Annotated in this window: 20 protein-coding genes; 14 read left to right on the top strand and 6 right to left on the bottom strand. The window is 48.7% G+C overall.

Annotated elements, in window-relative coordinates; translation table 11 throughout:
• Positions 1-56 precede the first annotated feature (56 nt).
• Positions 57-1,094, top strand: a complete 1,038-nt coding sequence (locus H6F91_RS21425; RefSeq protein ID WP_190774656.1) for a DUF1611 domain-containing protein — start codon at positions 57-59, stop codon at positions 1,092-1,094.
• 220 nt (positions 1,095-1,314) lie between these two features.
• On the opposite strand, the gene H6F91_RS21420 is transcribed toward H6F91_RS21425, so the two are convergent.
• The 3 genes from H6F91_RS21420 to H6F91_RS21410 all read right to left on the bottom strand — a co-directional run bounded on the left by H6F91_RS21420 (position 1,315) and on the right by H6F91_RS21410 (position 4,322).
• Positions 1,315-1,812 carry an AAA family ATPase gene (locus H6F91_RS21420; RefSeq protein ID WP_190770129.1) on the bottom strand — a complete coding sequence of 166 codons (498 nt, stop codon included), beginning with the start codon at positions 1,810-1,812 and terminating at the stop codon, positions 1,315-1,317.
• Positions 1,813-3,102, bottom strand: coding sequence for a glucose-1-phosphate adenylyltransferase (locus H6F91_RS21415; protein ID WP_190770128.1), 1,290 nt, complete (start codon positions 3,100-3,102; stop codon positions 1,813-1,815).
• A 125-nt stretch (positions 3,103-3,227) separates the two neighbouring features.
• A complete protein-coding gene (locus H6F91_RS21410; protein ID WP_190770127.1) occupies positions 3,228-4,322 on the bottom strand; it encodes a patatin-like phospholipase family protein in 1,095 nt (364 codons plus the stop codon).
• Positions 4,323-5,142: 820 nt separating this feature from the next.
• On the opposite strand from H6F91_RS21410, the gene H6F91_RS21405 reads away from it, so the two are divergent.
• The 10 genes from H6F91_RS21405 (at position 5,143) to H6F91_RS21360 (ending at position 20,177) form a co-directional block, all read left to right on the top strand.
• On the top strand, positions 5,143-6,183 hold the full coding sequence (locus tag H6F91_RS21405) for a glycosyltransferase (protein WP_190770126.1): 1,041 nt from the start codon (positions 5,143-5,145) through the stop codon (positions 6,181-6,183).
• Between the two features lie 64 nt (positions 6,184-6,247).
• On the top strand, positions 6,248-7,705 hold the full coding sequence (locus H6F91_RS21400; RefSeq protein ID WP_190770125.1) for an NAD(P)/FAD-dependent oxidoreductase: 1,458 nt from the start codon (positions 6,248-6,250) through the stop codon (positions 7,703-7,705).
• Positions 7,706-7,901: 196 nt separating this feature from the next.
• Entirely contained in the window at positions 7,902-9,041 is a 1,140-nt protein-coding gene (locus H6F91_RS21395) for a glycosyltransferase family 2 protein (protein ID WP_190770124.1), read from the top strand.
• A gap of 27 nt (positions 9,042-9,068) precedes the next feature.
• A complete protein-coding gene (locus H6F91_RS21390) occupies positions 9,069-11,768 on the top strand; it encodes a glycosyltransferase family 2 protein (protein ID WP_190770123.1) in 2,700 nt (899 codons plus the stop codon).
• Positions 11,769-11,896: 128 nt separating this feature from the next.
• Positions 11,897-12,670 (top strand): ABC transporter permease, encoded by a 774-nt coding sequence (locus H6F91_RS21385; RefSeq protein ID WP_190770122.1) that lies wholly within the window; start codon positions 11,897-11,899, stop codon positions 12,668-12,670.
• Positions 12,671-13,909: an ABC transporter ATP-binding protein gene (locus H6F91_RS21380; protein ID WP_190770121.1), complete on the top strand. Its 1,239-nt coding sequence runs from the start codon at positions 12,671-12,673 to the stop codon at positions 13,907-13,909.
• 45 nt (positions 13,910-13,954) lie between these two features.
• Positions 13,955-15,079: a Wzt carbohydrate-binding domain-containing protein gene (locus tag H6F91_RS21375; protein WP_190770120.1), complete on the top strand. Its 1,125-nt coding sequence runs from the start codon at positions 13,955-13,957 to the stop codon at positions 15,077-15,079.
• Between the two features lie 442 nt (positions 15,080-15,521).
• A complete protein-coding gene (locus H6F91_RS21370) occupies positions 15,522-16,964 on the top strand; it encodes a hypothetical protein (RefSeq protein WP_190772418.1) in 1,443 nt (480 codons plus the stop codon).
• Between the two features lie 56 nt (positions 16,965-17,020).
• A complete protein-coding gene (locus H6F91_RS21365) occupies positions 17,021-17,962 on the top strand; it encodes a glycosyltransferase (RefSeq protein WP_190772424.1) in 942 nt (313 codons plus the stop codon).
• A 367-nt stretch (positions 17,963-18,329) separates the two neighbouring features.
• Positions 18,330-20,177 (top strand): hypothetical protein, encoded by a 1,848-nt coding sequence (locus H6F91_RS21360; RefSeq protein WP_190772419.1) that lies wholly within the window; start codon positions 18,330-18,332, stop codon positions 20,175-20,177.
• A 116-nt stretch (positions 20,178-20,293) separates the two neighbouring features.
• On the opposite strand, the gene H6F91_RS21355 is transcribed toward H6F91_RS21360, so the two are convergent.
• Positions 20,294-20,716, bottom strand: coding sequence for an OsmC family protein (locus H6F91_RS21355; protein WP_190772420.1), 423 nt, complete (start codon positions 20,714-20,716; stop codon positions 20,294-20,296).
• 468 nt (positions 20,717-21,184) lie between these two features.
• On the opposite strand from H6F91_RS21355, the gene H6F91_RS21350 reads away from it, so the two are divergent.
• The 3 genes from H6F91_RS21350 to H6F91_RS21335 all read left to right on the top strand — a co-directional run bounded on the left by H6F91_RS21350 (position 21,185) and on the right by H6F91_RS21335 (position 23,955).
• Entirely contained in the window at positions 21,185-21,664 is a 480-nt protein-coding gene (locus H6F91_RS21350; RefSeq protein WP_190772421.1) for a response regulator, read from the top strand.
• A 673-nt stretch (positions 21,665-22,337) separates the two neighbouring features.
• Entirely contained in the window at positions 22,338-22,685 is a 348-nt protein-coding gene (locus H6F91_RS21340; protein WP_190772422.1) for a hypothetical protein, read from the top strand.
• A 292-nt stretch (positions 22,686-22,977) separates the two neighbouring features.
• Positions 22,978-23,955 (top strand): fatty acid desaturase, encoded by a 978-nt coding sequence (locus H6F91_RS21335; protein ID WP_190772423.1) that lies wholly within the window; start codon positions 22,978-22,980, stop codon positions 23,953-23,955.
• A 206-nt stretch (positions 23,956-24,161) separates the two neighbouring features.
• Here H6F91_RS21335 and H6F91_RS21330 read toward each other — a convergent pair whose 3' ends face one another.
• Together H6F91_RS21330 and H6F91_RS21325 are read right to left on the bottom strand one after the other, a co-directional pair.
• Positions 24,162-25,016 (bottom strand): lipopolysaccharide assembly protein LapA domain-containing protein, encoded by an 855-nt coding sequence (locus H6F91_RS21330; RefSeq protein ID WP_190789465.1) that lies wholly within the window; start codon positions 25,014-25,016, stop codon positions 24,162-24,164.
• Between the two features lie 370 nt (positions 25,017-25,386).
• Entirely contained in the window at positions 25,387-26,151 is a 765-nt protein-coding gene (locus tag H6F91_RS21325) for a phycobilisome rod-core linker polypeptide (RefSeq protein ID WP_190789464.1), read from the bottom strand.
• Positions 26,152-26,823: the final 672 nt, after the last annotated feature.

Below are 26,823 nucleotides of genomic sequence, written 5' to 3'. Positions count from 1 at the left end.
AAAATCACTTCTAAGGATTCGCTAATCTAAATCAGAAAAGACGCTCAGGGAAACTTATGCTCAGTTCTGGCGATCGCGTAGCCATTTTGCTCCATGGGGGCACCACGACCAACCGGGGGAAAACTGGAATCTCATTACTTCGCTATAGCAACCTCCCCATCGTGGCTGTTATTGATCAAGACTGTGCCGGGGAAGACTTGACTCAATTAACTGGCATTGATCGCCCTATACCTATCGTCGCGTCTGTCGCAGATGCCCTCGCCTACGGCCCCACCGTACTCAGTATTGGCATTGCGCCCTCAGGTGGCGCACTACCCGACGCCTGGCGTGCAGAATTAAAGCAAGCGCTGGAGGCAGGGCTCTCCATCGTCAACGGCCTGCATACTCGTATGGCCCAGGAACCGGATCTGAAAGCTGCCCTTCAACCGGATCGCTGGATCTGGGACGTGCGCCAGGAGCCCACGGGGCTGACGGTTGGCAGTGGCAAGGCGCGATCGCTCCCCTGCCGCCGCGTTCTCACCGTAGGTACTGATATGAGTGTGGGCAAGATGTCCACCAGCCTGGAGCTACATCGGGCTTGCTCAGAACAGGGGATGCGATCGCGCTTCATTGCCACCGGGCAGACTGGGCTTATGTTGGGAGAGGATGGCATTCCTCTCGATGCAGTGCGCGTTGATTATGCCGCTGGAGCCGTCGAGCAGATGGTGATGAAGTATGGTCATGAGCACGACATTTTACATATTGAGGGCCAGGGTTCCTTCATGAACCCTGCCTCCACGGCCACCCTCCCTTTGATACGCGGGAGCCAACCCACTCACCTCATCCTGGTACACCGCGCCGGACAAACCCACATCCACAGTTTTCCAGACTTCCAAATCCCCTCCTTGCCAGCGGCCATTCAAGTCTACGAAACTATCGCCGCTGCCGGGGGCACATTCGCCCCCACAAAAGTTGTAGGAATTGCCCTGAATACATTCCACTTAGATGATGAAACCGCTCAGAAGGCGATCGCTCAAACCCAAGCAGAAATCGGTCTCCCCTGTACAGACGTCATTCGATATGGAGCGGCCCCTCTACTGAAAGCCATCCTGTAAAGAGGCTGACTTGATCGCGCTAAGCGCTTAGAGCGAGGAGAGTTTATTTTTGAAAAGCTGGGCTCCGCCCAGCTTTTCAAAAATAAACTCTCCTAATCAACCTGAGTTCGGGTTAAGGGCTTTTTCGAGGGGCGCGCAAAGCGCGCCCCTCGAAAAAGCCCATTTTGTAGTGTGCTTCACACACTACAAAATGGGCTTTTGAGCTTATCCCAAATTGAGGTTAATCAGATGACGTCAGGCTATCCGTGCATTGAGTGGGCATAAAATCTACTGTAATTAACGCATCCAACCCCTCTTCTAAACTGGGCCTTCCCCCTTCTAGCCGTCGATGCATGCGGCAAATGACATCAACTGGGACTTGACGCGATCGCCTCTGATTTCGCTCCAAACAAACCTCCAACGGCACATCCAACCAACAGGCCGTGACCCGCCTGAAACCCCAGCTACGAGCCAGGGCAATCAACTGACGTCGTGGGCGACGGACAACATTCGTCGCATCGTAGAGGGCTTTGCCGTGGGGGAGTTGGGCGATCGCCCGCAATTCTCGTTGCACCTCCCCCCATACCTGCGCCCAATTTCCCTGAATGGCCTCGTCACCATAAAGTTGAGCTCGGATGCGATCGGTCGAAACCCATGTCCAACCTTCTAAAGCAAATTGGGCTGCCAGGGTAGACTTTCCACTACCTGGCAACCCAATCATGATCAACAGTTGCGCCAACTAGATAATTGTCCCGTCTGGGATGCAGGCGTTCTTCGGAACAACAACGATGCCGCTGCGAATATAGAAGCCTTGAGCTTCACGATCCGCTTCTTCAACGTGATCCTTGTTGATGATCTGAACATCCGAGCCGATACAGGCGTTCTTATCAATGATGGCCTTACGAATCACGGTGTTAGAGCCAATACCCATCGGAGGCTTACCCGTGTTCTGGACAGTTTGACGTTCCACTAGAGGCTGATAGAAGTCGGCCCCCATAATCAGCGTGTCTTCAATAATGCTACCCGCTTCAACCCGAGAGCGAATACCGAGAATAGAGTGGCGAATCTGGCAATCCTTAATGATGCAGCCTTCGCCGATCATCGATTCGGTAATTTCGCAATTCAACAGTTTGCTGGGAGGCAGAGAGCGACCCCGGGTGTAGATAGGAGCTTCTTCATCGTAAAAGCTGAAAGGCGGCTGTGGCTGCCGGGTGAGAGCCAGGTTTGCGTCATAGAAAGCCTGGATCGTCCCGATGTCTTCCCAGTAGTCGTTAAACAGGTAGGCCTGAAGGTTGTAATCTTTTGCGGAATTGGGGATGACTTCCTTACCAAAGTCCGTATGCTCTGGCATCTTCTTCAACAAATCCACCAGCGCATCGCGCTTGAAAACATAGATACCCATGGACGCGATGTAAGGGCTTTGTTTCGCATCTTCAGGATTCAGCCCCAGGACGGTGGTATCCACCTGCATCTGCTTCAGGGCTTCCCCTTTGGGTTTTTCGCTGAAGTCTATGACGCGTCCATTATTATCAATCTTCATTAAACCGAAATCAGACGCCCGCTGCTCATCAATCGGAATCACTGAAAGGGTGATATCGGCGTTAGTTGAGCGGTGGTGTTCGATGAAATGGCAGTAGTCCATCCGGTAAAGGTGGTCACCGGAGAGAATCAGGTACTCATCCACATCGAACTCTTGGAACAACCAGATGTACTGGCGTACAGCGTCCGCAGTACCCTGAAACCAATTGGGGTTCTCGGGAGTTTGTTGAGCCGCCAGCACCTCGACAAATCCTTCATGAAAGTTGGAGAAATTGTAGGTGCGAGAAATATGGCGGTTCAACGACGCTGAGTTAAACTGCGTCAGAACGTAGATTTTGAAAATATCAGAATTAATACAGTTGCTCACAGGCACATCGATCAGCCGATACTTACCCGCCAACGGTACTGCCGGTTTGGCCCGCAATTTTGTGAGGGGATACAGGCGGGTACCTGCACCGCCTCCTAGAATAATGGCTAAAACTCTTTTCACCAGCGCCCCCTTAACCGTCTATTAAACGCTTATCAGTTTCACCAACAGTGTGGTACGCGACTGCGCAGTTTGCAAGGGGATCAGGGCAGAGAAATGGATTTTTCTTGAAAAAAGATTCAGCCCCTTTAGATAGACGCCAGATCATACCCGCGCAACTTCAGGTGCCTATCCCAAGACCACTCCTCCAGTAGAAATTTTTTGGTATCTCGATAACCGTTTATATAAAGGTAGTCTTTTGTCTCATTGCTGAGGTTGAATTCGGTGGCACTGACGCCTTCTGTATTGATGTGGATGACACGCCCCTGCCCATTGCGTTGCAGGTGATAGCGATCGCTCGCCTTCATCGCCGTTTGTAGAAGGGCCGAGAAGATATCGATAGCATTGCCAATTTTTTGCCGTTGCCCATCCTCTGAGAGCCGTAGCCCAAAGGTCGGCCAACGGGGGGGCTGGTTGGGGGAGGTGACGTCAAAAAGCCAAAGGGGAAAGTTACTGAGAATGCCACCATCCACAATGGTGCTATCACCCAATTTGCCGGGGGTGAAGAAGAAGGGAATACTCATGGATAAGCGTACTGCCTCGGCAACCTCAAACTCTAGCGATCGATCCAGGCCATCCTGAACCCGATACCCCTGGATACGCCGGTTCAAGTCATCTGGAAGCACCAGCATTTCCCCCAGACTAATATCCGAAACCACCACCTTCAGGGCACGGCCATCCCGCCAGGCAATGTCTTTAAAGGTACGGAGGCGATCGCCTAATACGTCCTGCAACCACCGCTTGAAGGGGTCAGTCGAATACTGCCCAAGTTTCTGGTTGGTTAGCAGGCCCAGGATCATGCCTATGGGCTTATCCAAATCATCCTTGGGGTCTCCATTCAGAATAAAGGGACTGGTTTTCTGCGGTAGAAAGGCCGCCAGATAATCCAACCCGCCGATGATTTGCTCTAAGGTATCAATGCCCAGATCAGCCACGACCAGAGTGGCCGTGATAGCTCCTGCTGATGTGCCTGCAACTTTTTTCCACTGAATCCCAACATCGTTAAAACAACGTAGCGCCCCCAGGAAAGCCGTTCCTTTAACACCTCCCCCCTCAAAAATCGCATCCGCACAGTACGTACCATCCTCCCGTTGAGGCAGCTTCGCCAAAATTGCGCTACGCTCAGCATCCGTCAGGGAGAGCTCTGCCTTCGCACGGGTTTTTACCGGGTCCCAAATAGGCATAGATAAATCCTCGAACAAATAAAATTTTATTTGAAGTTAATGAAAACACCTTTTTGAGTTGTGGGAACTTTAAGGTAGGTGCGACGGTAATCGGCATCACAGATTACAAGCCCCCTCACAAGCTCAAGCCATTTTTCTAGGCCTTTAAAAAGTGACGATTTCCTCTAACTTCATTGACCATATAACGCTATTTCTAGCAAGAATGCGCCTAATTGTGAAGGGATTGCAAGGAAAGATTCTTTTACATAAAGAAGTCATCAACAAGAAATTTTGAATCATTTTTTCACTTCAATTTCCTCCGTAATTTCACGAATTTAATTTACCTTACCTTCAAATAATTTTCCAATTCAGAGAGATTACTAGGAGAACAATTGTCAACAAACTTTTTTCTATAGCTTTTAGGGAGTTAAATTATCCAGCAGCCAAATAATCGAATCTGTACAGTTAAGACGAATAAAAGGATTATTCGTGATGAAGTCTTTATAGTTAGAGCCGGCGCATGAAATATTGGTGAAACCGCTGGAATCCCAAGGGTACCTGACCAAAAGAAAGGCCATAATCTCTAACAAGAGGCTGAAATATTGGTTCTGAGGGAGACAGAAACCTCGTCAAAAAACCTTCTGCTGCAATTTTCATGAGTTTCGATTCAAGCGTAACTCCTCTAGCCAAAATTGCTTTTTAACTAGGGAAATTCCAGCTCAAGGTTAGAAGAATAGGTTTTCTAAAGGCGTCTTACTTCACTCCTTAAACTCGACAATCTCTAAACCAAATTCACTTCCTTAGACTCATCTAATCCCTGTTTGTTCCCAAGGAAATCGCTATGAGCCTGTCCAATATCCCTTCGGTTTCTGTCATTGTTCCGGTGTACAACGGAGGGGAAGCTTTTCTTAACTGCTGCAATGCCCTAAAGACTGCTTGTCCGGCTCCCCTTGAGGTAATTGTTGTAGTAGATGGACAGGATGATGCATCAACTTACGTTGCCAAACAGCATGGCTTTAGAGTTGTGAATCTACCCACTAATCGGGGGCCAGCAGTTGCACGGAATTATGGAGCCAAGATATCCAGTGGCGATATCTTATTTTTTGTCGATGCCGACGTGCAAATCGCGCCCAACGTCATCGACACAATTCAGACTCTATTTCTCCGCTCTTCGGACTTGTCCGCCGTGATTGGGTCTTATGATGATGCGCCTGGGTGCCCTGATTTTCTTTCTCAATATCGCAACCTCTTTCACCATTACACGCATCAAATCTCTGATGAAAATGCATCGACCTTCTGGGGAGCTTGCGGTGCAATTCGACGAGAAGCATTCTTTGCTATCAACGGCTTTGACGAGCGGTTCCGCCGCCCCTGTGTTGAAGACATTGATCTGGGCTATCGCTTGAGAAATGCAGGATACCAAATTCGACTTTGCAAAAATCTCCAGGTGAAGCATCTGAAGCGCTGGGGCCTGGTCACCCTACTTAAAGCCGACTTTTTCTACCGTGCACTTCCCTGGACTCAACTCATTCTTGAGAACAAAGCTCTAAACAACGACCTAAACTTACAAACCTCTAGCCGAGTCAGTGTCGTTTTGGCTTACGGGTTCGTTGCCGCACTATTACTTTCCCCCCTATGGCAACTGGCTTTGCTAGTTGCCTTCTTTTTAGGGGCAGGGCTGTTGTGGATTAATGCTTCAGTTTACCGCTTCTTCAAACGGAAACGGGGTCTAAAGTTCGCGCTAGGAACGATTCCTATGCACTGGCTGTACTATCTCTATGGCGGGCTTGGGTTTGCCATCGGCTGCTGCCAGTACTGGTTATCTTCCCTAATGAGTACGCTAAGCTTCCCAACTCTTGCTTCTGAGAACTTAGACGCTTGAGTGTGCCCCGATATGCTTCGTTCATCCCTGAGCTACTCAGTCCCTTAGAACTAACGAGATTTTCATGACTCACCCATCCACCGTAATCATTGGTGCAGGCCCTGCAGGTCTTACATCAGCTTATGAGCTGGCTAAAAACGGACATTCGACTGTCGTTCTAGAACAGGGCGATCGCGTCGGTGGCATCTCCCGTACCGAAACCTACAATGGTTACCGCTTTGACATCGGTGGTCATCGGTTTTACACCAAGGTGAAGGAAGTTGAACAACTCTGGGAGGAAGTACTGGGCGACGAGATGATCTCAGTCCCTCGGCTTTCCCGCATCTATTACGATGGCGTCTTTTTCAACTACCCGCTGGAACCCAAGGATGCCTTACTCAAACTGGGCTTTTGGAATAGCCTGGCTATCGTCCTGAGCTATCTTAAATCTCGGGTTTCTCCTCTACCTCAGGAGGAAGATTTGGAATCTTGGGTTATCAACCGCTTTGGTGAGCGGCTTTACCATACATTTTTCAAGACCTACACCGAAAAAGTTTGGGGCATTCCCTGTGACCAAATTCGCGCTGATTGGGCCGCCCAGCGAATTCGTGGGTTGTCCTTAAAGAAAGCCATTACAGATGCCTTCTTTGGCAGCACCGATACCAAAACCCTGATTAAATCGTTTGTTTATCCCCGCCTTGGCCCCGGCATGATGTGGGAGCGGTTTCAAACCCTGCTAGAGCAGAAGGGCAACCCTGTTCACCTGAATACAGGTGTTGTACGCATTGAACGTGAAGGTTTCCGAATCACCCGTGTTGTAGCGGAGCAGAACGGTAGCCCAGTGACGTTTGAGGGTAACCATTTCGTTTCCAGTATGCCAGTGAGCAAGTTACTGCAATACATGAATCCGGCCCCACCCGAAGAGGTGATGCATGCAGCACGCTCCTTAAAATATCGCGACTTCCTGATTGTGGCCCTCATGGTAGATGCTCCAGATTTATTTCCTGACAACTGGATCTACATTCACAGCCCTAAATTCCAGGTAGGACGCATTCAGAACTTCAAAAACTGGAGCCCTGAAATGGTACCTGACTCTAGCAAGACCTGTTTAGGGATGGAGTACTTCTGTAGCCAGGGGGATGCTCTTTGGGAAACCTCGGATGCTGACTTGATCAAGCTCGCCAGTCAGGAGGCACGAGGGCTTGGTCTGGTACAACCTTCTATGGCGATCGAGGACGGTACGGTCATTCGTCAGCGGAAAGCATATCCCGTTTACGATGCCGAATATCGCCAGCACCTGCAAGTGATTCAAGACTATATCGAGTGTTTTGAGAACCTGCAGACCGTTGGCCGGAACGGAATGCACCGCTATAACAACCAGGATCATTCGATGCTAACCGGGCTATTGGCCGCCCGCAATATCATCGGCGAACAGCATCCCTTATGGGACGTTAACACCGAACGCTCTTACTACGAGGAGTTTGAGCGTTCTAAAGCAGAGGTTGCTGTTCCTGTGGGCGCCCAACAGTTGCAGTACAGCTAAAGCGAAGCACAGAGTGGGTGGGTGTTTTTTTGTGGGAAACCTACAGAAAGCACCCTTACCTCAAGATCAATCCAACTATCTAAAGCTCCTTCAACGCCAAAGAGATGTTTGAAAGATCAGCCCCCAAGATTTTCAGACATGGAAACGGTGCACGTGAGGGTTGACCTCACATTGAAATAACTCATAGGACGAGCTGATGTCTAGCGATAAGCCCCTGGTATCGGTAATCATCCCTGCCTACAATGCAGCCAGCTTGATCGAACGAACCCTCCGTTCGGTGCTAAGCCAAACCTATCAAAATCTGGAAATCCTGGTGGTTGATGACGGTTCTACCGATCAGACTCCAGAGGTCGTGACCGCGATCGCCCACCAGGATTCCCGACTCCAACTTCTGCATCAAACCAATGCAGGGGTTGCAGCGGCACGTAATTTGGCGATCGCCCATGCCCAGGGCGAATTTGTTGCTCCCATCGATGCCGATGACCTATGGCATCCTCAGGCCGTCGAAAAACTGATGGAAAGGCTCCAGGACGCGGGAGACAATACCGCAGTGGCCTATGCCTGGTCTATCGACATCGATGAGCAGGATCAATCCTTGGGGATTATCCATGCCGATATGGTTCAGGGAAACGTACTCAAGACCCTGCTCTGCCATAATTTCATTGCCAATGCCAGTGCAACGTTAATCCGTCGGCGTTGTCTAGATCAGGTTGGTTACTACGACCCTCAGCTCAAGGCTCAAAATGCCCAGGGTTGTGAGGATTGGGATTTATACCTGCGCCTGGCCATACATTTTCAGTTTGCTGTTGTGCCAGAAGTTTTGGTGGGCTATCGCAAAGTATCCAGCAGTATGTCAGGAGACTTTGACCAGATGGCCCGTTCTCACCTGCTCATGCTGGAACAAGTGCGCCAGAAGTGCCCAACCCTTTCCCCTCTTCTATTTCACCTGTCTTGCAGTAGCTTTTATATCTATTTTGCCCATCAATGCTATGCCTATGGTAAACCGCACAAAACACTCTACTGGCTAAGCCAAGCGCTTCAGGCCGAACCCGTAACACCGCTCATTCGCCCCGGTTTTTATCGGCTTGGGTTATTTAGCTTGTGGCAGATATGGCAACAGCGGGAACACTCAACCAAGGTAGATAGTGCCAAAGGAAAAATTGAGACGCTCCGTGTTGCAGACCCAAGCGAACCAACACCTAGCGGCTCCATTTCTCATTCATCGCTGTTTGCTACATTCCCCTTGAATATTGCACAGTCACCGTCACTTCTTGCATTCCTTCGCCTCAGGCTTTTTGTAGGACATCTGCTTCATTTATCTCTGGCATATCTTTAGCCCCTTATCAAAACAGGAAGCCCTCTCATGCTTTTTCCCATCAAAGTTGTAGATATCGAACTGACTCAGCCCCTACCTACCTTCGAGGGTTTAGAGGCCTACATGGGGCTGAAGGGTCTGGTACGACTCCATGGTGTTCCCCTGGGTTATGTGGAAGCCCCAATTTCTCTGGGGCGTTGCACAGCAGAAACTTTGAGCAAGCGAATTCTGGAACAACACAGTTGGGACATTATCTGCCAATTACTTAAAAATGGGCTGGCATCCCCACAGCACCCGAAGGATCTGTCCCTGGAGAATTTAATTGGTCTGCCTCCTGTAGAGTATGAGGGTGAGTGGCCTCTAGTCACTGTGGCGGTATGTACGCGCGATCGCCCCGATGATATGAAGCTGTGCCTGGAAGCCCTAAGCAAGCTCGACTATCCGCACCTCGATATTCTGGTTGTGGATAATGCCCCTCAAACAGGCTCAACAAAGGAATTAGTTGCAAACTCTTATCCGTCTGTACGCTACGTGCGCGAACCCCGCCCCGGGTTAGACTGGGCACGTAACCGTGCCATTTTAGAGGCCAAAGGCGAAATTATTGCCTATACCGACGATGATGTTGTGGTTGATCCGGGTTGGGTTAAAGCTCTGGCTCGGGTCTTTAGCGAGAATACGGAAGTGATGGCCGTAACGGGGCTGGTTGTTCCGTATGAACTCGAAACACAGGCTCAAGTCATCTTTGAAAGCAATGGAGGATTTGGGCGAGGGTTTGAGCAACACTGGTACCGCAAGACGGGTTCTAAGTTACCCTGGCAACTATTAGGGACAGGACAATTTGGCACAGGAGCTAACATGGCCTACCGTCGTTCCCTTTTCAGCAAAATTGGGCATTTTGATCCGGCTCTAGATGTTGGTACCGTAACCAATGGGGGCGGGGATCTGGAGATGTATTTCCGGGTGTTGCAAGAGGGATACACTCTAGTTTACGAACCTAGAGCAATGGTTCGCCACCGCCATCGTGCAAGCTATGAAAAACTGAAAGCTCAAATTACGAATAACGGAATCGGGTTGTACTCCTACTTTGTCTGTGGAGCTACATCTTATCCAGATGAGCGTTCATTGTTTCTCTGGATAGGGTTGTGGTGGTTTGTTTACTGGAACTTACGCCGTCTTTGGATTAACTTTAAACATCCAACGAGAATCCCGTCTGAGCTTGTATGGGGTGAGATGAAAGGCTCTCTAACAGGCCTCTTCCGATATCAGCAGGCCTGTCAAAGGGTGCGTCAAATTGTTCAGGAATTTGGCGAACAAATTCCTGAATTAGAAACAAATTCTCATGCTGAACAGCAGAATGAGACAGTACCTGTTGGGGCAGTAGAAGAAGCACCAATACATTACTCCGATGGTATTGCGATTCGGCAGGTTCGACTGGAACAGCCCCTTCAGCCCCTGACAGATATCTGTAATTATGGAGTGACAAGGGTTTTTCTAACTCTTGGTGAAGATCTCTTGGGTAGTCTCGATATCGACAATCGCTACCACCCCATTAGTGTTGATCGTTTATTAAATCTTGCGATCCCAAGTTTCTCCTCAAAGCTAGCGGAAGCCTGGTTGCATCTAAATGACACAGAAGTTTGCAACCGGCTACAACAGCATTATCGTGTGGTCCAAAGTCAACCCGTGAGATTGCCCGAGCAGGTTAAAGTAACAATTAACTTGGCAACGTTTGACCGTCCCGACGACTTGCGTAACTGCCTACGGTGCTTACTAGCCCAAGATACCCAACGCGAAGTCGAAATTGTGGTGGTGGATAATCATCCCAGTTCAGGTCTAACCCCTCCCGTCGTTGCTGAATTCCCGAGTATTAAACTTGTTAATGAGCCACGCCAAGGGCTAGCCTATGCTCGCAATGCAGGCTTTGTCGCCAGCACCGGGGAGATTATTATCGCCACAGATGATGATGTAACGCTTCCTTCAGATTGGTTAGAAAAAATTCTGGCTCCCTTTGCGCGTCATGATGTCATGATTGTGACGGGTAACGTCCTACCTATCCAGTTGGAAACGCTGTCCCAACAAGCATTTGAAGAGTATGGTGGACTAGGTCGAGGGTTCCGAGCGTTCGAAGTAGGTGGCGATTGGTTTGAATCGGTTCCACGTTATGCATTGCCAACCTGGAGTTTAGGGGCAACAGCAAATGCTGCATTTCGTGCCGCAATTCTCTCTCACCCTGAGATTGGATTGATGGATGAAGCCCTTGGTCCTGGTATGCCATCTGGTGTTGGGGAAGATACTTACCTCTTCTACAAGACAATTAAGGCAGGCTATACCCTGGTTTACGAACCTTCTGCCTATGTATGGCATAAGCACCGAAATACTGACGCTGCCCTTCGGCGCCAACTGTATGGTTACAGCAAGGGACATGTGTCCTACAACCTGACAACATGGTTCCGGGATGGAGACTGGCGAGGAATTTATCAAATTCTCATAGGTCTTTCCTCTTACCATCTCAAGCGGCTCGTTCTCTGGATGCTAGGCCGCAGAGATTATCCCCTCTCTCTAATTCTTTTAGAAATTTGGGGCAACCTGGCAGGACCGTGGTCTTTGTGGCAGTCTCACCGAAGGGTAGAGCGAGAAGGCAAGAGCGATCGCTACATCCCCCCGGCTGAAAGATCTGAAGCGAAACTTGAAGCCCCAGTCGAGCTCATGGAACGAGTTGGGGTAACCACCTTAGAGCCTTTCCGATAATACGGTTAGTGGCTTGAAGCCATCAGTAACAAGAAAAAAACGTTGATTTTGTGGCTCTACAAAATCAACGTTTTTACCCCGCGCTAAGGCAGAATCAATTGTTCCAGTGGTTAGGATAACCCATCCTTATGTTACAGAAATGGCGGCTATCTTACTTGAGCGATTTGTTACGATCACTTGTTGATCGTGAAATGAAACTCATGTACAAGCGATCAGCCTTGGGAGTAGCTTGGACATTAATCAGTCCGTTACTACAACTATTAGTATTCATTTTTGTCTTTCAAGTTATTATCAAAATCGATATTGACCAATATTCTTCCTACGTATTCACAGGCCTACTGGTTTGGAACTGGTTTCAGAATTGTTTATTTCAAGCGACTGGCATTATCATCAATAGCCGTCCATTAATTCGACAACCAGGCTTTCCTATTGCAATTCTACCGGTTGTTGTTGTCACGACTGGCCTGGTTCATTTTGCTTTAGCTCTACCTGTTCTGGTAGCATTCCTGCTCATTGATGGGGTAAAACTCACACCACTTGTTCTACTCCTACCCCTTCTGCAATTGATTCAATTTGCTTTAACAGTTGCCTTTTCCTACTTTTTAGCCGCTCTCAACGTTACATTCCGAGACACGCAACACACTCTTGGAGTTTTGCTCCAGTTCTTGTTCTATCTCACCCCTATCTTCTACGAGCTCGATAGTATTCCTAATAAATATTGGTATATTTATGGGCTTAACCCTATGGTGCATGTCGTTACAGCCTATCGGCAAATCCTCATATGGGGTGTTCAGCCAGATTGGCTAGCATTAGCCATTATTTCGGGGCTGACCTTGCTCCTACTTCCTATCGGCTATCGAGTTTTCAAGCACCAAAGCCTTCGATTTGTGGAGGAAATTTAAATGCGGGACGCTATTCTAATTGAGGATTTAGGGAAGCGCTTTAACCGCTACCATGCTGCAAAGCCCATCACCTTTATGGAGGCAGCTCTGACTAGCTTCCGGAAGATTCAATCGGTTGATGAATTTTGGGCATTGCGGGGCGTGTCCTTTAGCGTGGCTCCTGGGGAAATGCTGGGAGTGATTGGTCACAATGGTGCAGGGAAATCTACATTGTTACAGCTGCTTGGTAAAGTAGCTTACCCCACAGAAGGGCGTATCAAAATGCGTGGTCGGGTCGGCGCATTGTTGGATTTGGGAGCGGGCTTCCATGGTGATTTGACAGGGCGAGAGAATGTCTTTGTATCAGCCATCGTTGCCGGATTACCACGCCAAGAAGTCACCCGTCGTTTCGATCAAATTGTGGCTTTTGCAGAATTGGAAGGTTTTATCGATAATCCGGTTCGCACCTACAGCTCTGGGATGATGATGCGCCTTGCCTTTTCTGTGGCTGTCCATACGGATCCTGAGATTCTACTGGTTGATGAATTTTTGTCCGTTGGAGACCTATCTTTTCAGTCAAAATGCCTGAACCGGATTGCTGAGATGAAGGAACAGGGATGTGCAATTGTGCTGGTGTCCCATGATGTGGGACAGGTGGAGCGATTGTGCGATCGCGCCCTTTGGCTTAAGCAGGGCACTGTTGCTGCCTGCGGGGAGCCTACGGTAGTTGCAGGGCAATACACTACGGAGATGCGGTCGCAAAGTCAGCAGCGCACCCCCCAACGCCCACCTCAGTTAACCCGTATGGGTACGGAATTGCGGGTCAATGAGAATCGCTTTGGTTCTCAGGAGATTGAGATTGTTGATGTGCGCTTGCAATCTACTAGTCCTCTTATTTCAGGTGGCCCTCTCTGCATCGAAATTGAGTACCACGCAAACCAGCCGATTGATTCTGCCGTCTTTAGCGTCGGCATTAGTCAGGAAAACGGTACCTCCTGCATGGATGTAAATACAGCAGATATGAATGTGCCGATTGAAGTTTTGAAGGGGAGGCAGACTATTCGATTGTGGTGCGATCGCCTTGATCTGGGAACAGGCAAGTACTTTGTTAACGTCGGTATCTTTAAGCAGGATTGGGCCTATGCCTACGACTACCACTGGCATGTTTACCCTCTAACGGTTCTGTCTGAGGTGCATTCTAAGGGGATTCTAGCCCCACCCTTACGTTGGGAATTGGTGTCTCAAATGGTTGCATCATAAACAGACCTGTTTTCTTAATCAACAATAAATCTGGAGGTTTTTCAGATGACTGAGCAGGTTTTGCATGAACCCTATGATCAGACATTTTTTGAAGCCCTCCGGGATGGTTCTCGGCAGTCTGCTGCTGTCGTTGTGCCACTCATTTTAGATTGGGTTCAGCCAAAGCAAGTTGTAGATGTGGGATGTGGAGATGGAACCTGGCTTTCCATGTTCCGGAAGCATGGAGTTACAGATGTTTTAGGCATTGACGGCGACTATGTTGAACCTGAAAATCTTCAAATTCCTGTCCAGCAGTTCATGCCGTGGAATTTGACCCAACCTCTAGGCCTGGATCGAACCTTTGACCTGGCAATGTCTCTGGAAGTGGCTGAGCATTTACCTGAAGCCAGTGCTTCTGATTTCGTGGATTCTCTGATTCGTCTTAGTGATGTCGTTTTATTCTCGGCAGCCATTCCCCATCAAGGTGGAACTCATCACATTAATGAACAATGGCCGGATTATTGGATTCAACAGTTTGAGAATCGGGGATACATAGCCGTTGATGGTCTGCGGGCACAGCTTTGGGATCATCCCCTAGTAGAACCCTGGTATGCCCAAAATAGCTTTATTTTTGTGCGGTGTGAATGCCTCCCTAACTACCCAAAACTTCAGGCATTAATCCAGTCGCCCTGGGCCAAGCAACCTCTTGTACACCCCAAAATCTATCTCTATCACTACCAGGAAACAACCGATTCCTCCTCAGCCACAGCCTCAAACCCGTCGCCGAAGCAAACCGTTCAACACATAAAAATTCTTAACCTTACCTGTCACCCTGATGCTGCAATTCAAACGGGTGAAGGGGTAACGTTGGAACTGACCTATCAACTTCAGGCTCCTATTGAAGCGGCAATCTTTAGTATTAGTTTGAGTGATCATAAAGGGTTTATCTATCTAGACACCCAGCTTAAAGTAGAACCTCTTCCTGAAAGTTGTGAAATACTGCATCGGCTTCAGTTACAAATTGATCGCCTGGATCTCATTAGTGGAGAGTATTTTCTAAACGCGGGTGCTTTTACGCCAGATTGGCAATATATGTACGATTTCCACTGGCATCGTTATCCCGTTACAATCTCAGCTCCTGTATCGCAACAGGGAATTTTGAATCCTCCTTTGCGATGGCATATACCCTAAATGGAGCAGCCCACCAAAGTGAGCTGGCTAAACAACCAGGTTCTGAATAAAACAGGGCCTACAAAATGGTGTTGTTTGGTAAATTAGGGCGATCGCCCATGAGAATTTTGAGGGTATTTTGCACTCTCAAATTCTCAAAAGCTTAGAGAAAAGAGGCACAAATCGTTCCCTTCTAGTTTTCGAGCACATTTGCGATCGACTGAGATTCTACAAAGCTGATTCAAGCGCAAAGCGCTGTATTTCAGTACCATTGGACTTAAGTTATTTCTACAAAACCAATATTCTGGACAGTTTTTGTGAAACCCTTGATTTTGCGTGCGCTTCACGCACGCAAAATCAAGGGTTTCACAAAAACTGTCCGAACTAATGTAAAACGTTAGTTTACTAATGGATAAAACCTATAGAGAAGCGACCCTACTGTAATCAAAGGTTTGAAGTAATCATGAAACGTTTATGGAAGATATTATTGGGCATCCTTTTGGGTTTCTCGATCGCTATTGCTTGGGGTACGGCAGGTCAAGCTGTAGCACCCAGGCTTGAGTCCACAATTAAGGTTTATGACTCAATCTTAGGAAGCAGCACTCGTTATATCGGAGCCTGTGAGGGAAATGTTGGCTTTAATATGGCCGACCTATCGGATTTAGGAATCAATACTTATCGCATCTACGGTGGTATGTCCCGATGGGAAACTGAGGATGATGATGGGTCGTATGGTTTACCGAGTATTGCCCAGATTAAGGCCAACCCAAATGTTATTCCCTGGGAGCATTGGGATGAGGTCATGACTCACCCAGAAAGTGGCTCAGACTACACTTTTTCTGGTGCTTCAGAGGAAGTATGGCAGGGAAATGCTAGAACGATTTTTGAGTCCTTGAAACAAGCCCATATTCGTCCTGTCGTGACGATTCGCAACAGCGATCCGGGTTGGCAACCAGATTGGGCATTGCAACTCAATCCTCCACGCACAGAGGCGGACTGGAATGAATGGTGGGAGCATGTCTTCGCCACTGTGTACTGGTTAAATGTGCGGAATGATTATCAGGTGGACGATTTCGAAATTCACAACGAGCCCGATAATCGACAGCAAGGGTGGGGAGGCAACCAGGAGGACTATTTTGAGTTAGTTCGGGTAGGCGCTGATGCGATCGCTCATGTTTATCAAACCTATCTACCCGATCGCCAATTTCACATTCATGCTCCGAAAACTACCGGGGGAAGCAGCTGGCCTGTGGCTACCCTGGCCTCTGTCCCTGATTATTTTGACAGCGTGAACGTCCATAATTACGACCTGGATATTTCCGGCTATGTTCGGCAGGTGCGACAGTGGATGCAAGGCACTATCCATGCGCGATCGCCCCTTTGGTTAGGAGAATGGGGAACCTATACCGGGGGTTACAATGACCTTTCCTTCTCCTTGAATCTGGTTCGAAATATGATACGAGCCTCTCAACCGGGCGAAACTTACATATACGGGAGCCATCTCTTCTCGCTTTATGATTGGGGTCGTAGTGGCCAATTTGCAGGGCTGGTTGATGGAGGGGGCGATCGCCGCCTCAGCTATTACGCCTTTCGCATGGGAATTCGAGCGTTGCAGGGTGGCCGTCCAGTGTTTTTGACCACCAGTTCTGACCCTGAGGTGATGGCGATCGCCACCCAGGACGGCCAGCAACAGATTCATCTGCTTTTAGTGAATGATTCTGATGATTCTCAGGTAATTACGGCAGACTTGGCTTCACTGGTGTCCGAAGGAGAGGCCACCCTGTGGGAGTTTAGTGAACAAGTTCATGATGAAGTGGCCGGGCAAGAACGCGTTCATGATGGAATCATCCGGTTAGAACTGCCCGCTCATGCCAGTCGCTTAGCTATGATTCGTTCAGGGGGTTAGTTTTTTATCATCTCAATTCAAGCAGATGCCCCGGCTGCTGAGGGCGTGATTCCATGGTGCCGACCTACTCATTTGTTGTTCCCATCTACAACGAAGAGGAGACGATTGCAGAGCTATATCGGCGCATTAGTCGAGTGATGGATCAGCTAGAGGGAACGGTTGAATTAATTCTGGTGAATGATGGGAGCCGCGATCGTTCCCTCGACCTACTACGAAAACTACGAGAAAGCGATCAACGGGTCAAGTATCTCAGCCTGGCTCGTAACTTTGGTCATCAAATCGCAGTCACAGCGGGATTGAACTTTACTCAGGGTCAAGTCGTTGTGATCCTCGACGCTGACTTGCAAGATCCGCCAGAGCTGATTCCGGCAATGGTAGAGCTGTGGCAGCAGGGTTATGACCTGATATATGCTCAGCGGACTCACCGTCGTCGGGAAAGCTTCTTTAAGCGCCTGAATGCCTATGTGTTCTACCGAGTGCTCAAGCAATTGGCGGATGTGGACATTCCCACGGATACAGGCGACTTTTGCCTGATGGATCGAAAAGTAGTTAATGCCCTCAATGCCATGCCGGAGCGTAATCGCTACATCCGAGGGTTGCGGGCCTGGGTAGGGTTTCGGCAAACGGTCTTACCCTTTGAACGGGAGCCTCGGTATGCAGGTGAGGTGAAATATACCTTTCGTAAATCCCTGGCTCTCGCGATCAATGGTCTGGTTTCCTTTTCTAAGGTGCCGTTGCGGTTGGCGACTTATACAGGGCTGTTGGCGGCGGCGATCGCCCTCATTATGGTCATCCTGGTACTTTACTGGCGGCTATTCCAGCCAAATTCCCCCGTCACTGGATTTGCCTTAATTGCAATGGCCATTTTTTTCTTGGGAGCCGTACAACTGATTTGTATTGGAATTTTGGGGGAATATGTTGGTCGTATTTATGAGGAAGTGAAGGGTCGCCCTATGTATACCCTTGCCGAAATGGATGGTTTTGAGCCATTAGATTGAGCCCCAAACGTTTCGTGGATAAACTGATTCACAGCGCTTTTTAAACGCTTAAAATCTGGTTATTTTTGTGAGAGCCGCGCTCCGCACAGCTCTCACAAAAATAACTATGGCTGATTCAAGCGCAAAGCACCTCAGGTCAGACACAAGGGTGTGTCCCATACCCTTGTGTCTGACCTAAATGAGAAATGCTGCAGTGACAGATTGGGGGTTTAATGCAAGATTTGAGTGATTTTATATACGCGGTGTACGGAAAGAACGGATAGTTTCAGCAACGTCTTTATTTATTACTAGATAAACTTCAGCGCAAATTCACCCGATCTTCCCCTGACAGATTCTATGATGGCATCAGCTTCCCCTATCAAGCTCCATGCTTTATTTCTTATTTGCCTGGGCCATTTTAGCAACGGTAAGTCTAGCCATTGGTTCCCGTTTAACTTACCAATTGGGACTGTCGTATGTATCTACTAAGGCGGCATATAATCCACGCCAACTTCCAGGCATACGGCATGAACAGTCCAAAACAGCAGTTCTAAACCCCATCGTTCTGCGCCCTAAACCAGACTTTGGATCTCACCTACTCAAATTAGAAACTCTACTGGCTCTGTGGTTGGGAATTGTTTGTCTGGCAGTCTCGCTATTAGCTGTAAGCCTAATACTTCCCCTGTCACCCTGGATCGGGGGTTTGGTGGCGATGGGATGGATCACCTGGAGTGCAAGCCACCCCGATGTTCGACGGGAGCTGGTGCGGTTGAGGTATGAAGTGCTATCAAGGCAGGGGCTTGAAGTTGGGGCGATCGCCCTGGTAGCAGCAGGTGTCACCACAGGCCCCGTTACCTGGGGAGACACCGGGCTGTATCACTTTGGCAGCATTCGCTGGCTAGCTGACTATGGCACAGTGATGGGCGTTGGGTTAATTCATGACCGCTTTAGTTTTGCCTCATCCTGGTTCGCCCTGGCAGCCCCTCTAAACCCGGCATTTTTGGGCTCCCATGTCACAGCCGTAACGAATGGGTTTATGTTGTGCCTGGCCATGGTTCATTGGTGGGCCACAGTCACACACCTTCGTACTAAAAAGCCTTGTCTGGCAGACTGGTTCAGCCTCAGCGCTTTAACTTGTCTTCTGGCACTGTGGGTTGGCTCTAGTCTCCTCTCAGATTTGTTCGTTTCTCCCTCGCCCGACATCCCTGTCATGCTGCTTTCGCTCCTGTCGGGTTGGCTGCTCTTGCAACTGGGAGAATATCATCTGGTAGACCGTGTAGATGGGATCCTGGTGTCTCTCCTCATCCTTGGGGCGGGCGCTGTCACCATTAAATTGAGTGGGTTACCGTTACTGGCGGTCGCTGTTTTTGCCTACCTGTTCCATTACCGTCGCCGCTACTGGGCGTTACTGAAAGGCGTGGGATTGGTGGTTGCATTTCTCACACCGACAGCCTTATATGGATACATGACCTCGGGTTGTGCGTTTTACCCAGCCTCGTTGCTGTGTGTAGACGTACCCTGGGGAATTCCGTCTGACGCAGCGGCAGCAGCACTGGCCCAAATCCAGGGCTGGTTTAAATGGTTTGGGACGCCACCTGAGGGAAAGCCCTGGCTGCTCTGGGTCATGATGCAGTGGTTTTCTTTGAGCACCATGAACAAGGTCATGGCCGGATTAGCGGTGATGCTGCTGGTTACCGTTCTATTGCTGATTCGCCGCTGGACAAGGACACCGCCTAGCCTTCATGCTCAAGCTAAGATTTGGATGATTGCCCTGGCTATACTGGGTAGTCTTTTCACCTTTGCCACAGCTCCCCTAATTCGATTTGGACTGGGCTATCTGCTGCTAATTCCAGCCCTTCTCATGGCCTGGATAGCCCATCGAGGTTTGGGCCTGTGGTTAGAGCGAAACCCAGGCTGGAAGCGAGTTGGGAAGTCTCTTTCATTCGGGCAACTGCATCGCAAACGATGGTTGTCGGTGGGAGCGATCGCCCTGCTGGTGGCGATCGGTTTGGTCAAAGGAACCAACCACTTTCTCCTGCCACCTTCACTTCCTAGACCTGCATTAGTGGCAGCTCAAAGTGGGGATGTCTCCTATGTTTACCCAGTACGGTTTGGGGCGGATGTCTGTTGGGGAGCCCCTAATCCCTGTGCTTTGGGGCCATTAGACTGGGAGGTGCGCCTGCGTAATCCACAGCGAGGCATTGCCGGAGGGATAGAACGGGCTCCGGTACATTAGCCTCAACTGGGCTAACGACATTTTCGAAGGTAGCGCACAGCGCTACCTTCGAAAATGTCGATTCGTAATGTCGATTCGTTTGGTACAGGATCTGAGTATGAGTATTGATTGATGCTTCATGCAATTCCGGATGCTAGTTGAGTGTGGATATCGGCACTGGCACTTAGCATTTTATGAATGGGGCATTTGTCGGCAATCACCAAAAGCCGTTGGCGTTGTTCGTCCGTTAAATTGCCTTCGATATGCAAAGTGGCTTGAATTTGAGGGCGATCGCGCCCCTTTCCTTCCAAAGCATTCCCCCCGCTGGCTTCGGTTAGTTCGACATGAACGTGATTAAGAGACCAGCCTTTTCGTTCAGCATACATTTTGAGGGTAATCGCTTTACAAGAACCCAGGCTAGCTAACAGCAGCTCTGTGGGTTTGGGGCCACTGTCATCGCCTCCTACAGCAACAGGCTCATCAACAATCAGGCGAAACTGACGAATATGAATATCCTGGGTATAACGGGCACTGGTTGACGAAACAGTCACGGGCTTCATAGACAATTTCCTGAGTTTCTGCCACGGTAACAGAAGAGGCCAGTAACGGGAGAGTTCCTCTGGCATCTATTCATTCAGCTGCTTACCCCTTTGTGAGTTGACACCCAGGAGCACGGTTTTGTTTTCTGAGGGTTTTTCTGAACGGCGATGTTAGCCCGAACGCAACCGATCATTCTCAGCAACAGAAAAACAGTTAGGGACGTTAACAGGTTGTGGCAACGGAAGCATCTCCCGAAAGAGAGGGATGCATGGTCTTGCTTGAATCGCTCAAGATTACCAAATCTTGAGTAAACACCTTGTATCTTGCAATTAATCCTGGCTGTATTTTTTCCTAGGGCAAAGAAACAGGGATTTGGGGCTGATCGCGCGAATTACAGGCGTGAAACTCATGCTTGGGATAGTGAGTTTACTTCTATAAACCGAGTATAAGAGAGAAAGCGGCAAGAGAAGTTTTCGGCTTAGTGGGTTATGTATAACATCGCGATTGTTGATGACAATGAATCATGGTGCTATGTTCTGGCACTGCGCCTACAGCAACAAGGCTATGCGGTTTCCACCTTTACCAATGGCTATAAATTTCTTCAGCATGCAAGTCTGTTTGACTTGGTCTTGGTAGACTTTTCGATTCCAACACCGGCCTATCAGATCGCAATGGATGGGCCCGAAATTATTTGTAAGGCCAAGCAGATTCTTGAAAAGCCGCCTCTACTCGTTTTAATTTCTGGCTACTTCACCAAAGATCTGTTAAGTCACGCGGCCCATTCCTGCCCTGAGGCAGATAGCATTATTAGCAAACAAACAGATATTTCGGAAATTATTTCAGAAGTTGAGCGTTTGCTGCGTCATAGACCAACACGAAATCAAAACCGTCAGCTCTCCAAACAAGCATCTGAAGTAGAATCCTTCAAATCTCAATCATTCTCTACATCTCAAATGCAGGGAAGTTGATAAGTATCGCTTCAAGTACCCGTGGAAATGTTGAGTATTGTTGAGGCAAGCCACTTTTAACAGCTGTCACCAACGCTAATTCGGCATTTCCAGAATTGGCTTAAAGAGAAAATACTCATTTTCTTTTTTAATACTCCGAAGTTCCTCTAAAAGACAGATAGCGCTTCCCAAGAATCTCAGCCATAACAGATTAAAAAGCCACCTAATATTGCTGATTCATCTCCCTTGATATGTCAACAACTCTTGACCAAACTCTTTTTACTGTATACCTAAGTAAAGACGGTATTGAGCTGCGCCCTGGCTGTGATGATTATCCAAATCGGCAAGCTCTTCATACCTCAAAATCTTACGAAGCGGCTGAACAATTTGCACAGATTGCTGCTTCTAACCGAAATCTTCCTGTTAGCATCTGGTAGGTTATACAGTCTAAAGGCTCATCTAGAAAGGTTAATTTTTTGTGTGCTCGCATACAAGAAATTAACCTTTTTAATGGCCTCTCAAATAGCCTCTAAGAGGGTATTTGCAGAGTAATTCCTAAACACTATCTTTCTGATCCCAGCTCTATAAATTTGGGATTTGAGAAACAATTATGATATTTTTTGCGTCAAAAAGGGTATCCTCTGGACAGAGTTGAGCTTGAAAACTCCAGAGAACCAAGGATAGGAAAAGAGAGATGATGGTCACTCGAGAAAACCCAAATCAATTGGTTATTTCGGTAGAAGAGCTCGCAAACCACTATTCTTTCCAGCTAAAGCAGGTAGGGGTTGCTGATTCAAATGCATTGGATCTTGCTTCTTTAATGGTCCAATCAACGAAGCAATTAACTGAATCTGAGCAGGCGCGCCGAGATGATGCAATCAACCTCCTTGAACAGCAAAAAGTTGCGGCTCCCATTTCCATGCGGAAGCGAAGATATCGTAAGCGGCGCGCTCGTCCATCCCGCCCCGTTGTCGAGACAACTTATCAAACGCCGGAGTTGAACGGTTTATATGGTATGCGGCATCTCTATAAGGCGATGTAGGGTGCGCTTTAAAGCTTGCTAGAAGGGCTGTTTTTTGTGCAAAGTGTACGAGAAACAACCTTTAAAACAGTTCCCTGTTTCCGTTACAAAGCCTGTCCCCTTTTTGTCGTCGCTGAGTGCGAGCAAAAGAGAACATACTTTCCCCATCAAGAACGTGGCCGTTCTCGTGCTGAGCGAGAATTTTGTTGGGCAGGTAAAAATACAATAAGAATTACTGAAATATAGCAATCTCTCTTGACAACATCGCATCAGTTGAGAGGATAGCGGTGTATGCACGCCGGAGAGATAACGCATGAAAACGAGTGCTGCACCCTCCTATGCATTGAGCCAGGATCTGCGCGCAGCGGTCACAGATCTCGAACAGGTCAATCCCTGGGTAGGCCTGTGGCGCTTTGTGAGCATTGGAACACTTTTTTTGAGTTTTGTGGTTCTGGCCTGGTCAAGCTCTACGCTCGTAGGATTTATAGGGTTTAGCGCGATCGCCGGGCTGCTCTACGCCTTCTGGCTCGTCTGTACCCATGACACAACTCATCAGACCTTAACGGGCTGGCGTTGGTTTGACACCTGGATGCCACGTCTGGTGGCTTACCCCATGTTGTGGCCCTATGGCACCTATGCTCGGCTCCATCGGTTGCATCATGCCTGGAATGGGATTGATTTGCGGGATCCCGAACGGGTTCAGTGGACAGTTGCCGAATACCGGCAGGCCCAACCCTGGCAGCAATGGTATGTGCGGCACCAGTGGAGCATGGATCTCTTTGTCCTGGGGGGACTGGGGCTCATTGCTAAAACTGTCTACCAGGGACTCAGGCTGCGGAGGCAGGTGCCAGATCTGGGGCGATCGCTACTCCTGGATGGAGTAGGAATACTGGCTATGCAGAGTGGGTTTGCGATCGTCGCCATCTTGCAAGGTCGCTTTATTGATTACCTGCTGTTCTGGCTGGTACTTGAACGCATTATCGGAGCCGTCCAACAGGCTCGGGATCATTTGGAACATTACGCCCTCTGGAAAACCGAGAAGAACCATCAAATGACCCAACTCTATGCCTGCCGTAACCTCACAACCTCCAGTTTTGTTAACTGGTTGATGGGTGGCTTGCCTGATCATGCGATACACCACGCATTTCCTGGCATTCCTTTCAATCACTTGCCCGAAGCGTTCCGCCGAACCCAAGCTGTGCTGGAGCGCCACCAACGGCCCCTCCTGGTGCGCGATCGGGGATATCTGCGCGAGACACTACACTTCAGTTCCCAAATTCAATTGATATAGACGGCCATGTTTTAGGAGGTTTCTGCATAAAAATTTACCCAGAATGTTGGTGCTTTGCCCGCGAAGCGGGCAAAGCACCAACATTCTGGGGGTAATTTCATTACTGGAAATCTCCTTAGGCGTGTGGAGGCAGTGAAAGGGGCGATCAGGACCCCTTTATTCCATCCATATCTCTAGAACGCTACAGTGCTGGACAAGAAGCGTCTTTAACTCCGTACTTCAACCAGGCGAAAACGGTTACGTCCTCGTTGTTTTGCCTGATCTAGCGCATTTTCTGCCTGTTGCTTGAGCAGAAAGGCATCCAGACCTTGGGGAGAATCGGCAAAGCCAATCGCTCCTCCCAAACTGACCGTCATCGGTATAGATGTCCCATCGTCCAGTTTTAGTGGCTGATCGGCAAAAGAGGCGCGAATCGCTTCGCCATAGTTAGTGGCCGCTTTAATATCTAGCCCTGCAGCAATGCAGCCAAATCGTCCCTGGCCGTCATGGTGCAACCAATCCTCAATGGCAGTGGTGGCTTTAAGGCGGTGGGCGATCGCCCGCCTCAATCGCTCTGCCATCGGCCCATCTATGGGCATTCGCTCATCTAGATTTGGGTCAAGCAGGTAAACACAAACAGAGATGGGACGGGGAGGACCCGGTGGGGCAGCCATTTGCTGAAGGCGGTAGCTGGTCAGGGACGCAATCGTGTCCCCCCGCAGCAATCCCGTGGCTGGATCGGTGGCTCCCAGGGCCGTTAACAAATCTTGAAAGCTAGCCCGCATTTGCTCTGATTTCTGAGACTCAGCCATGATTGCCTGGTCTTTGGCCTGGAGCTGCGCGTCTAGATTTTGCACCTGACGCTTTTGCCCAGATATGCGCCAGTTTCGCCGTAGAACCGATGGGATGGTCACCAGTACCCCCACCAGTACACCAATAACGAGGGTCAACAGCAAAATCAGGGCCAGAGAGTCCTGAAACTGCAATCCGAAGAAGTTAATAATGACGCGGGTCGTATTTTGCAGGGCAAAGAGAACAGTGCCCAGGGCGATCGCCAGCGCCAGAATAATAAATAAAGGCATAAGTGACCCAACGGCGTAGGATAGAGGCCTCTTTAAGATTACCTGCCGCCGCTCGTTTTCGAAAAAGCTAAAAAGGGATTCTGCCGTTGTAAAACAAAGACAGAATCCCTTTTAGATGCAAAGCTTGCCTAGAAGTAAGCCCTGATAGATTCTTACGAGGTGGTGTAGCACACTGCACCCCCTCGTCATCATGGTTCAAGCCTTGGTCTTAAAGAGTGTTTTTTCGTGCGCTAAGCGCAGAAAAAACAACCTTAAAAGCTGACCCTAGTACTTTGTCAAGAAGTTTTTGAGGAGTCTACGCCCCCTCAAAAACTTCTCAAATTTAATGTTCAAGTGTGGGGTAACCCCACACTTGAACAGTGACAGACCGCTAGGGAACGATCGAACCTGTGGTAGACGATACCAGAAGTGTTAAGAAGCTCAGGCCGAAAACGAGCAGGAACACGGCAAAAACCATAGACCAGTTCGCCCGCTGCACAAAAGCCTTCCAGGAGAATGGCTCAAACTTATCAAACAGACCTACATTGCGTGACCAGCTGGTACCAGGTAGCAGCGTGGGGGAGGGTAGGCGATCGCGATAATCCGTTCCATAACGGGCCATCCGTTCAAAAGGTTGCTCACCCCGGCTCTGCTGAGGCAGTACGCGGCGACGCTGATAGGGCACGATATCGTCGCCAAAGTTGTTCAGGTATTCTTCACTGTTGACCAACTCGTCAACAAAGCCGTTCAGCCCCTTTGTAGCCAGCACAATAGACCAGGCCAGGCGTTCGCGATCGTTATAAACAGATCGCCCCAGAATGCGCTGAATGCACATCTCTACAAAACGGTAGTTATTGTTGACCTCGTAATTCAGCCGACGAAACGCATCAGAGGTTGCCACACCCTGTACAAATTCACGCACCGTAATTTGACCAATGCGGAGTTGGGATTCGAGATTTCGCTGCCGATTGACTTCGAGCATCTGTTGCTCATGAAAAATTTGCCGATAGGCAGCAGTAATGACCTCGTTGACCTCTTCAGGTGAACGCGTTGTGCCTGTGGTATAAATCCGCGGGTTCTCATCACCAGGAATTTCAAAGCCATTAACCCGTTGGTTTTGAGAAGATGGGGCGTAGGTTAAAAGGGGAATTGACATTTAAAAACCTCTATCTCAAATACAAAAAAAGTTCGATAAACCGCTCGTTGCTATAGGTAAGATTACTTGTTTAGCGATCGCCCCTTCGTTTTTTCTTAATATTTAGTAGCAGTCGTTAATGTTTAGAGTCATTAGATAAAAAAATGGTTTTTAGTTCCAGAAATTAACTCTTTCAAACAAAGGAATCTATCAGCTTTATTGCTGGAGTTGCTTATATATCAATAGGTGCAGGGTTTTAAGGCATCGTCTTTGCATGCAGCCCAATCCTGAACAATCCCTACATTGATAGAAGTTCTCATTATTTTTCTTCACAACTTTCGAGCCCTATCTATCGTTTAGGAGCAGGTATTTCTATGCATTTAAATTCTTTACTGAAGTTTAGATTAATAGAACGATAAAAATAGCTAAGGTACAACTACGAGGGTTTCCTTGGCGATCGCTTCATTCATCAAGCAACACCATATGTAGAGCGCTACATACCCAGAATCAGGCGGTTTATTTTTGAAAAGCCTCGCTCTATGAGGCTTTTCAAAAATAAACCGCCGTTAGATCCGTCCTAATACCAAACAAATATGAAGCTGCGCCAAACTAGAAGAGTCCTCTTTGAGGTGATGGGCGATGACAGGACGTCCTTTTCAAGTCACGGTGACGGAGAGCCTGGAGCAGTTAGAG

The organism is Leptolyngbya sp. FACHB-8 (assembly GCF_014695575.1).
Classification (GTDB): Bacteria; Cyanobacteriota; Cyanobacteriia; order Elainellales; family Elainellaceae; genus Vacuolonema.
This window is presented reverse-complemented; position numbering and strand designations above follow the sequence as displayed.

Bases quoted from the DNA above. Each gene is read 5' to 3' on its own strand.
- H6F91_RS21425 (WP_190774656.1), top strand. From the start codon at position 57: ATGCTCAGTTCTGGCGATCGCGTAGCCATTTTGCTCCATGGGGGCACC.
- H6F91_RS21410 (WP_190770127.1), bottom strand. From the start codon at position 4,322: ATGCCTATTTGGGACCCGGTAAAAACCCGTGCGAAGGCAGAGCTCTCC.
- H6F91_RS21405 (WP_190770126.1), top strand. From the start codon at position 5,143: ATGAGCCTGTCCAATATCCCTTCGGTTTCTGTCATTGTTCCGGTGTAC.
- H6F91_RS21400 (WP_190770125.1), top strand. From the start codon at position 6,248: ATGACTCACCCATCCACCGTAATCATTGGTGCAGGCCCTGCAGGTCTT.
- H6F91_RS21395 (WP_190770124.1), top strand. From the start codon at position 7,902: ATGTCTAGCGATAAGCCCCTGGTATCGGTAATCATCCCTGCCTACAAT.
- H6F91_RS21390 (WP_190770123.1), top strand. From the start codon at position 9,069: ATGCTTTTTCCCATCAAAGTTGTAGATATCGAACTGACTCAGCCCCTA.
- H6F91_RS21385 (WP_190770122.1), top strand. From the start codon at position 11,897: ATGTTACAGAAATGGCGGCTATCTTACTTGAGCGATTTGTTACGATCA.
- H6F91_RS21380 (WP_190770121.1), top strand. From the start codon at position 12,671: ATGCGGGACGCTATTCTAATTGAGGATTTAGGGAAGCGCTTTAACCGC.
- H6F91_RS21375 (WP_190770120.1), top strand. From the start codon at position 13,955: ATGACTGAGCAGGTTTTGCATGAACCCTATGATCAGACATTTTTTGAA.
- H6F91_RS21370 (WP_190772418.1), top strand. From the start codon at position 15,522: ATGAAACGTTTATGGAAGATATTATTGGGCATCCTTTTGGGTTTCTCG.
- H6F91_RS21360 (WP_190772419.1), top strand. From the start codon at position 18,330: ATGCTTTATTTCTTATTTGCCTGGGCCATTTTAGCAACGGTAAGTCTA.
- H6F91_RS21355 (WP_190772420.1), bottom strand. From the start codon at position 20,716: ATGAAGCCCGTGACTGTTTCGTCAACCAGTGCCCGTTATACCCAGGAT.
- H6F91_RS21350 (WP_190772421.1), top strand. From the start codon at position 21,185: ATGTATAACATCGCGATTGTTGATGACAATGAATCATGGTGCTATGTT.
- H6F91_RS21340 (WP_190772422.1), top strand. From the start codon at position 22,338: ATGATGGTCACTCGAGAAAACCCAAATCAATTGGTTATTTCGGTAGAA.
- H6F91_RS21335 (WP_190772423.1), top strand. From the start codon at position 22,978: ATGAAAACGAGTGCTGCACCCTCCTATGCATTGAGCCAGGATCTGCGC.
- H6F91_RS21330 (WP_190789465.1), bottom strand. From the start codon at position 25,016: ATGCCTTTATTTATTATTCTGGCGCTGGCGATCGCCCTGGGCACTGTT.
- H6F91_RS21325 (WP_190789464.1), bottom strand. From the start codon at position 26,151: ATGTCAATTCCCCTTTTAACCTACGCCCCATCTTCTCAAAACCAACGG.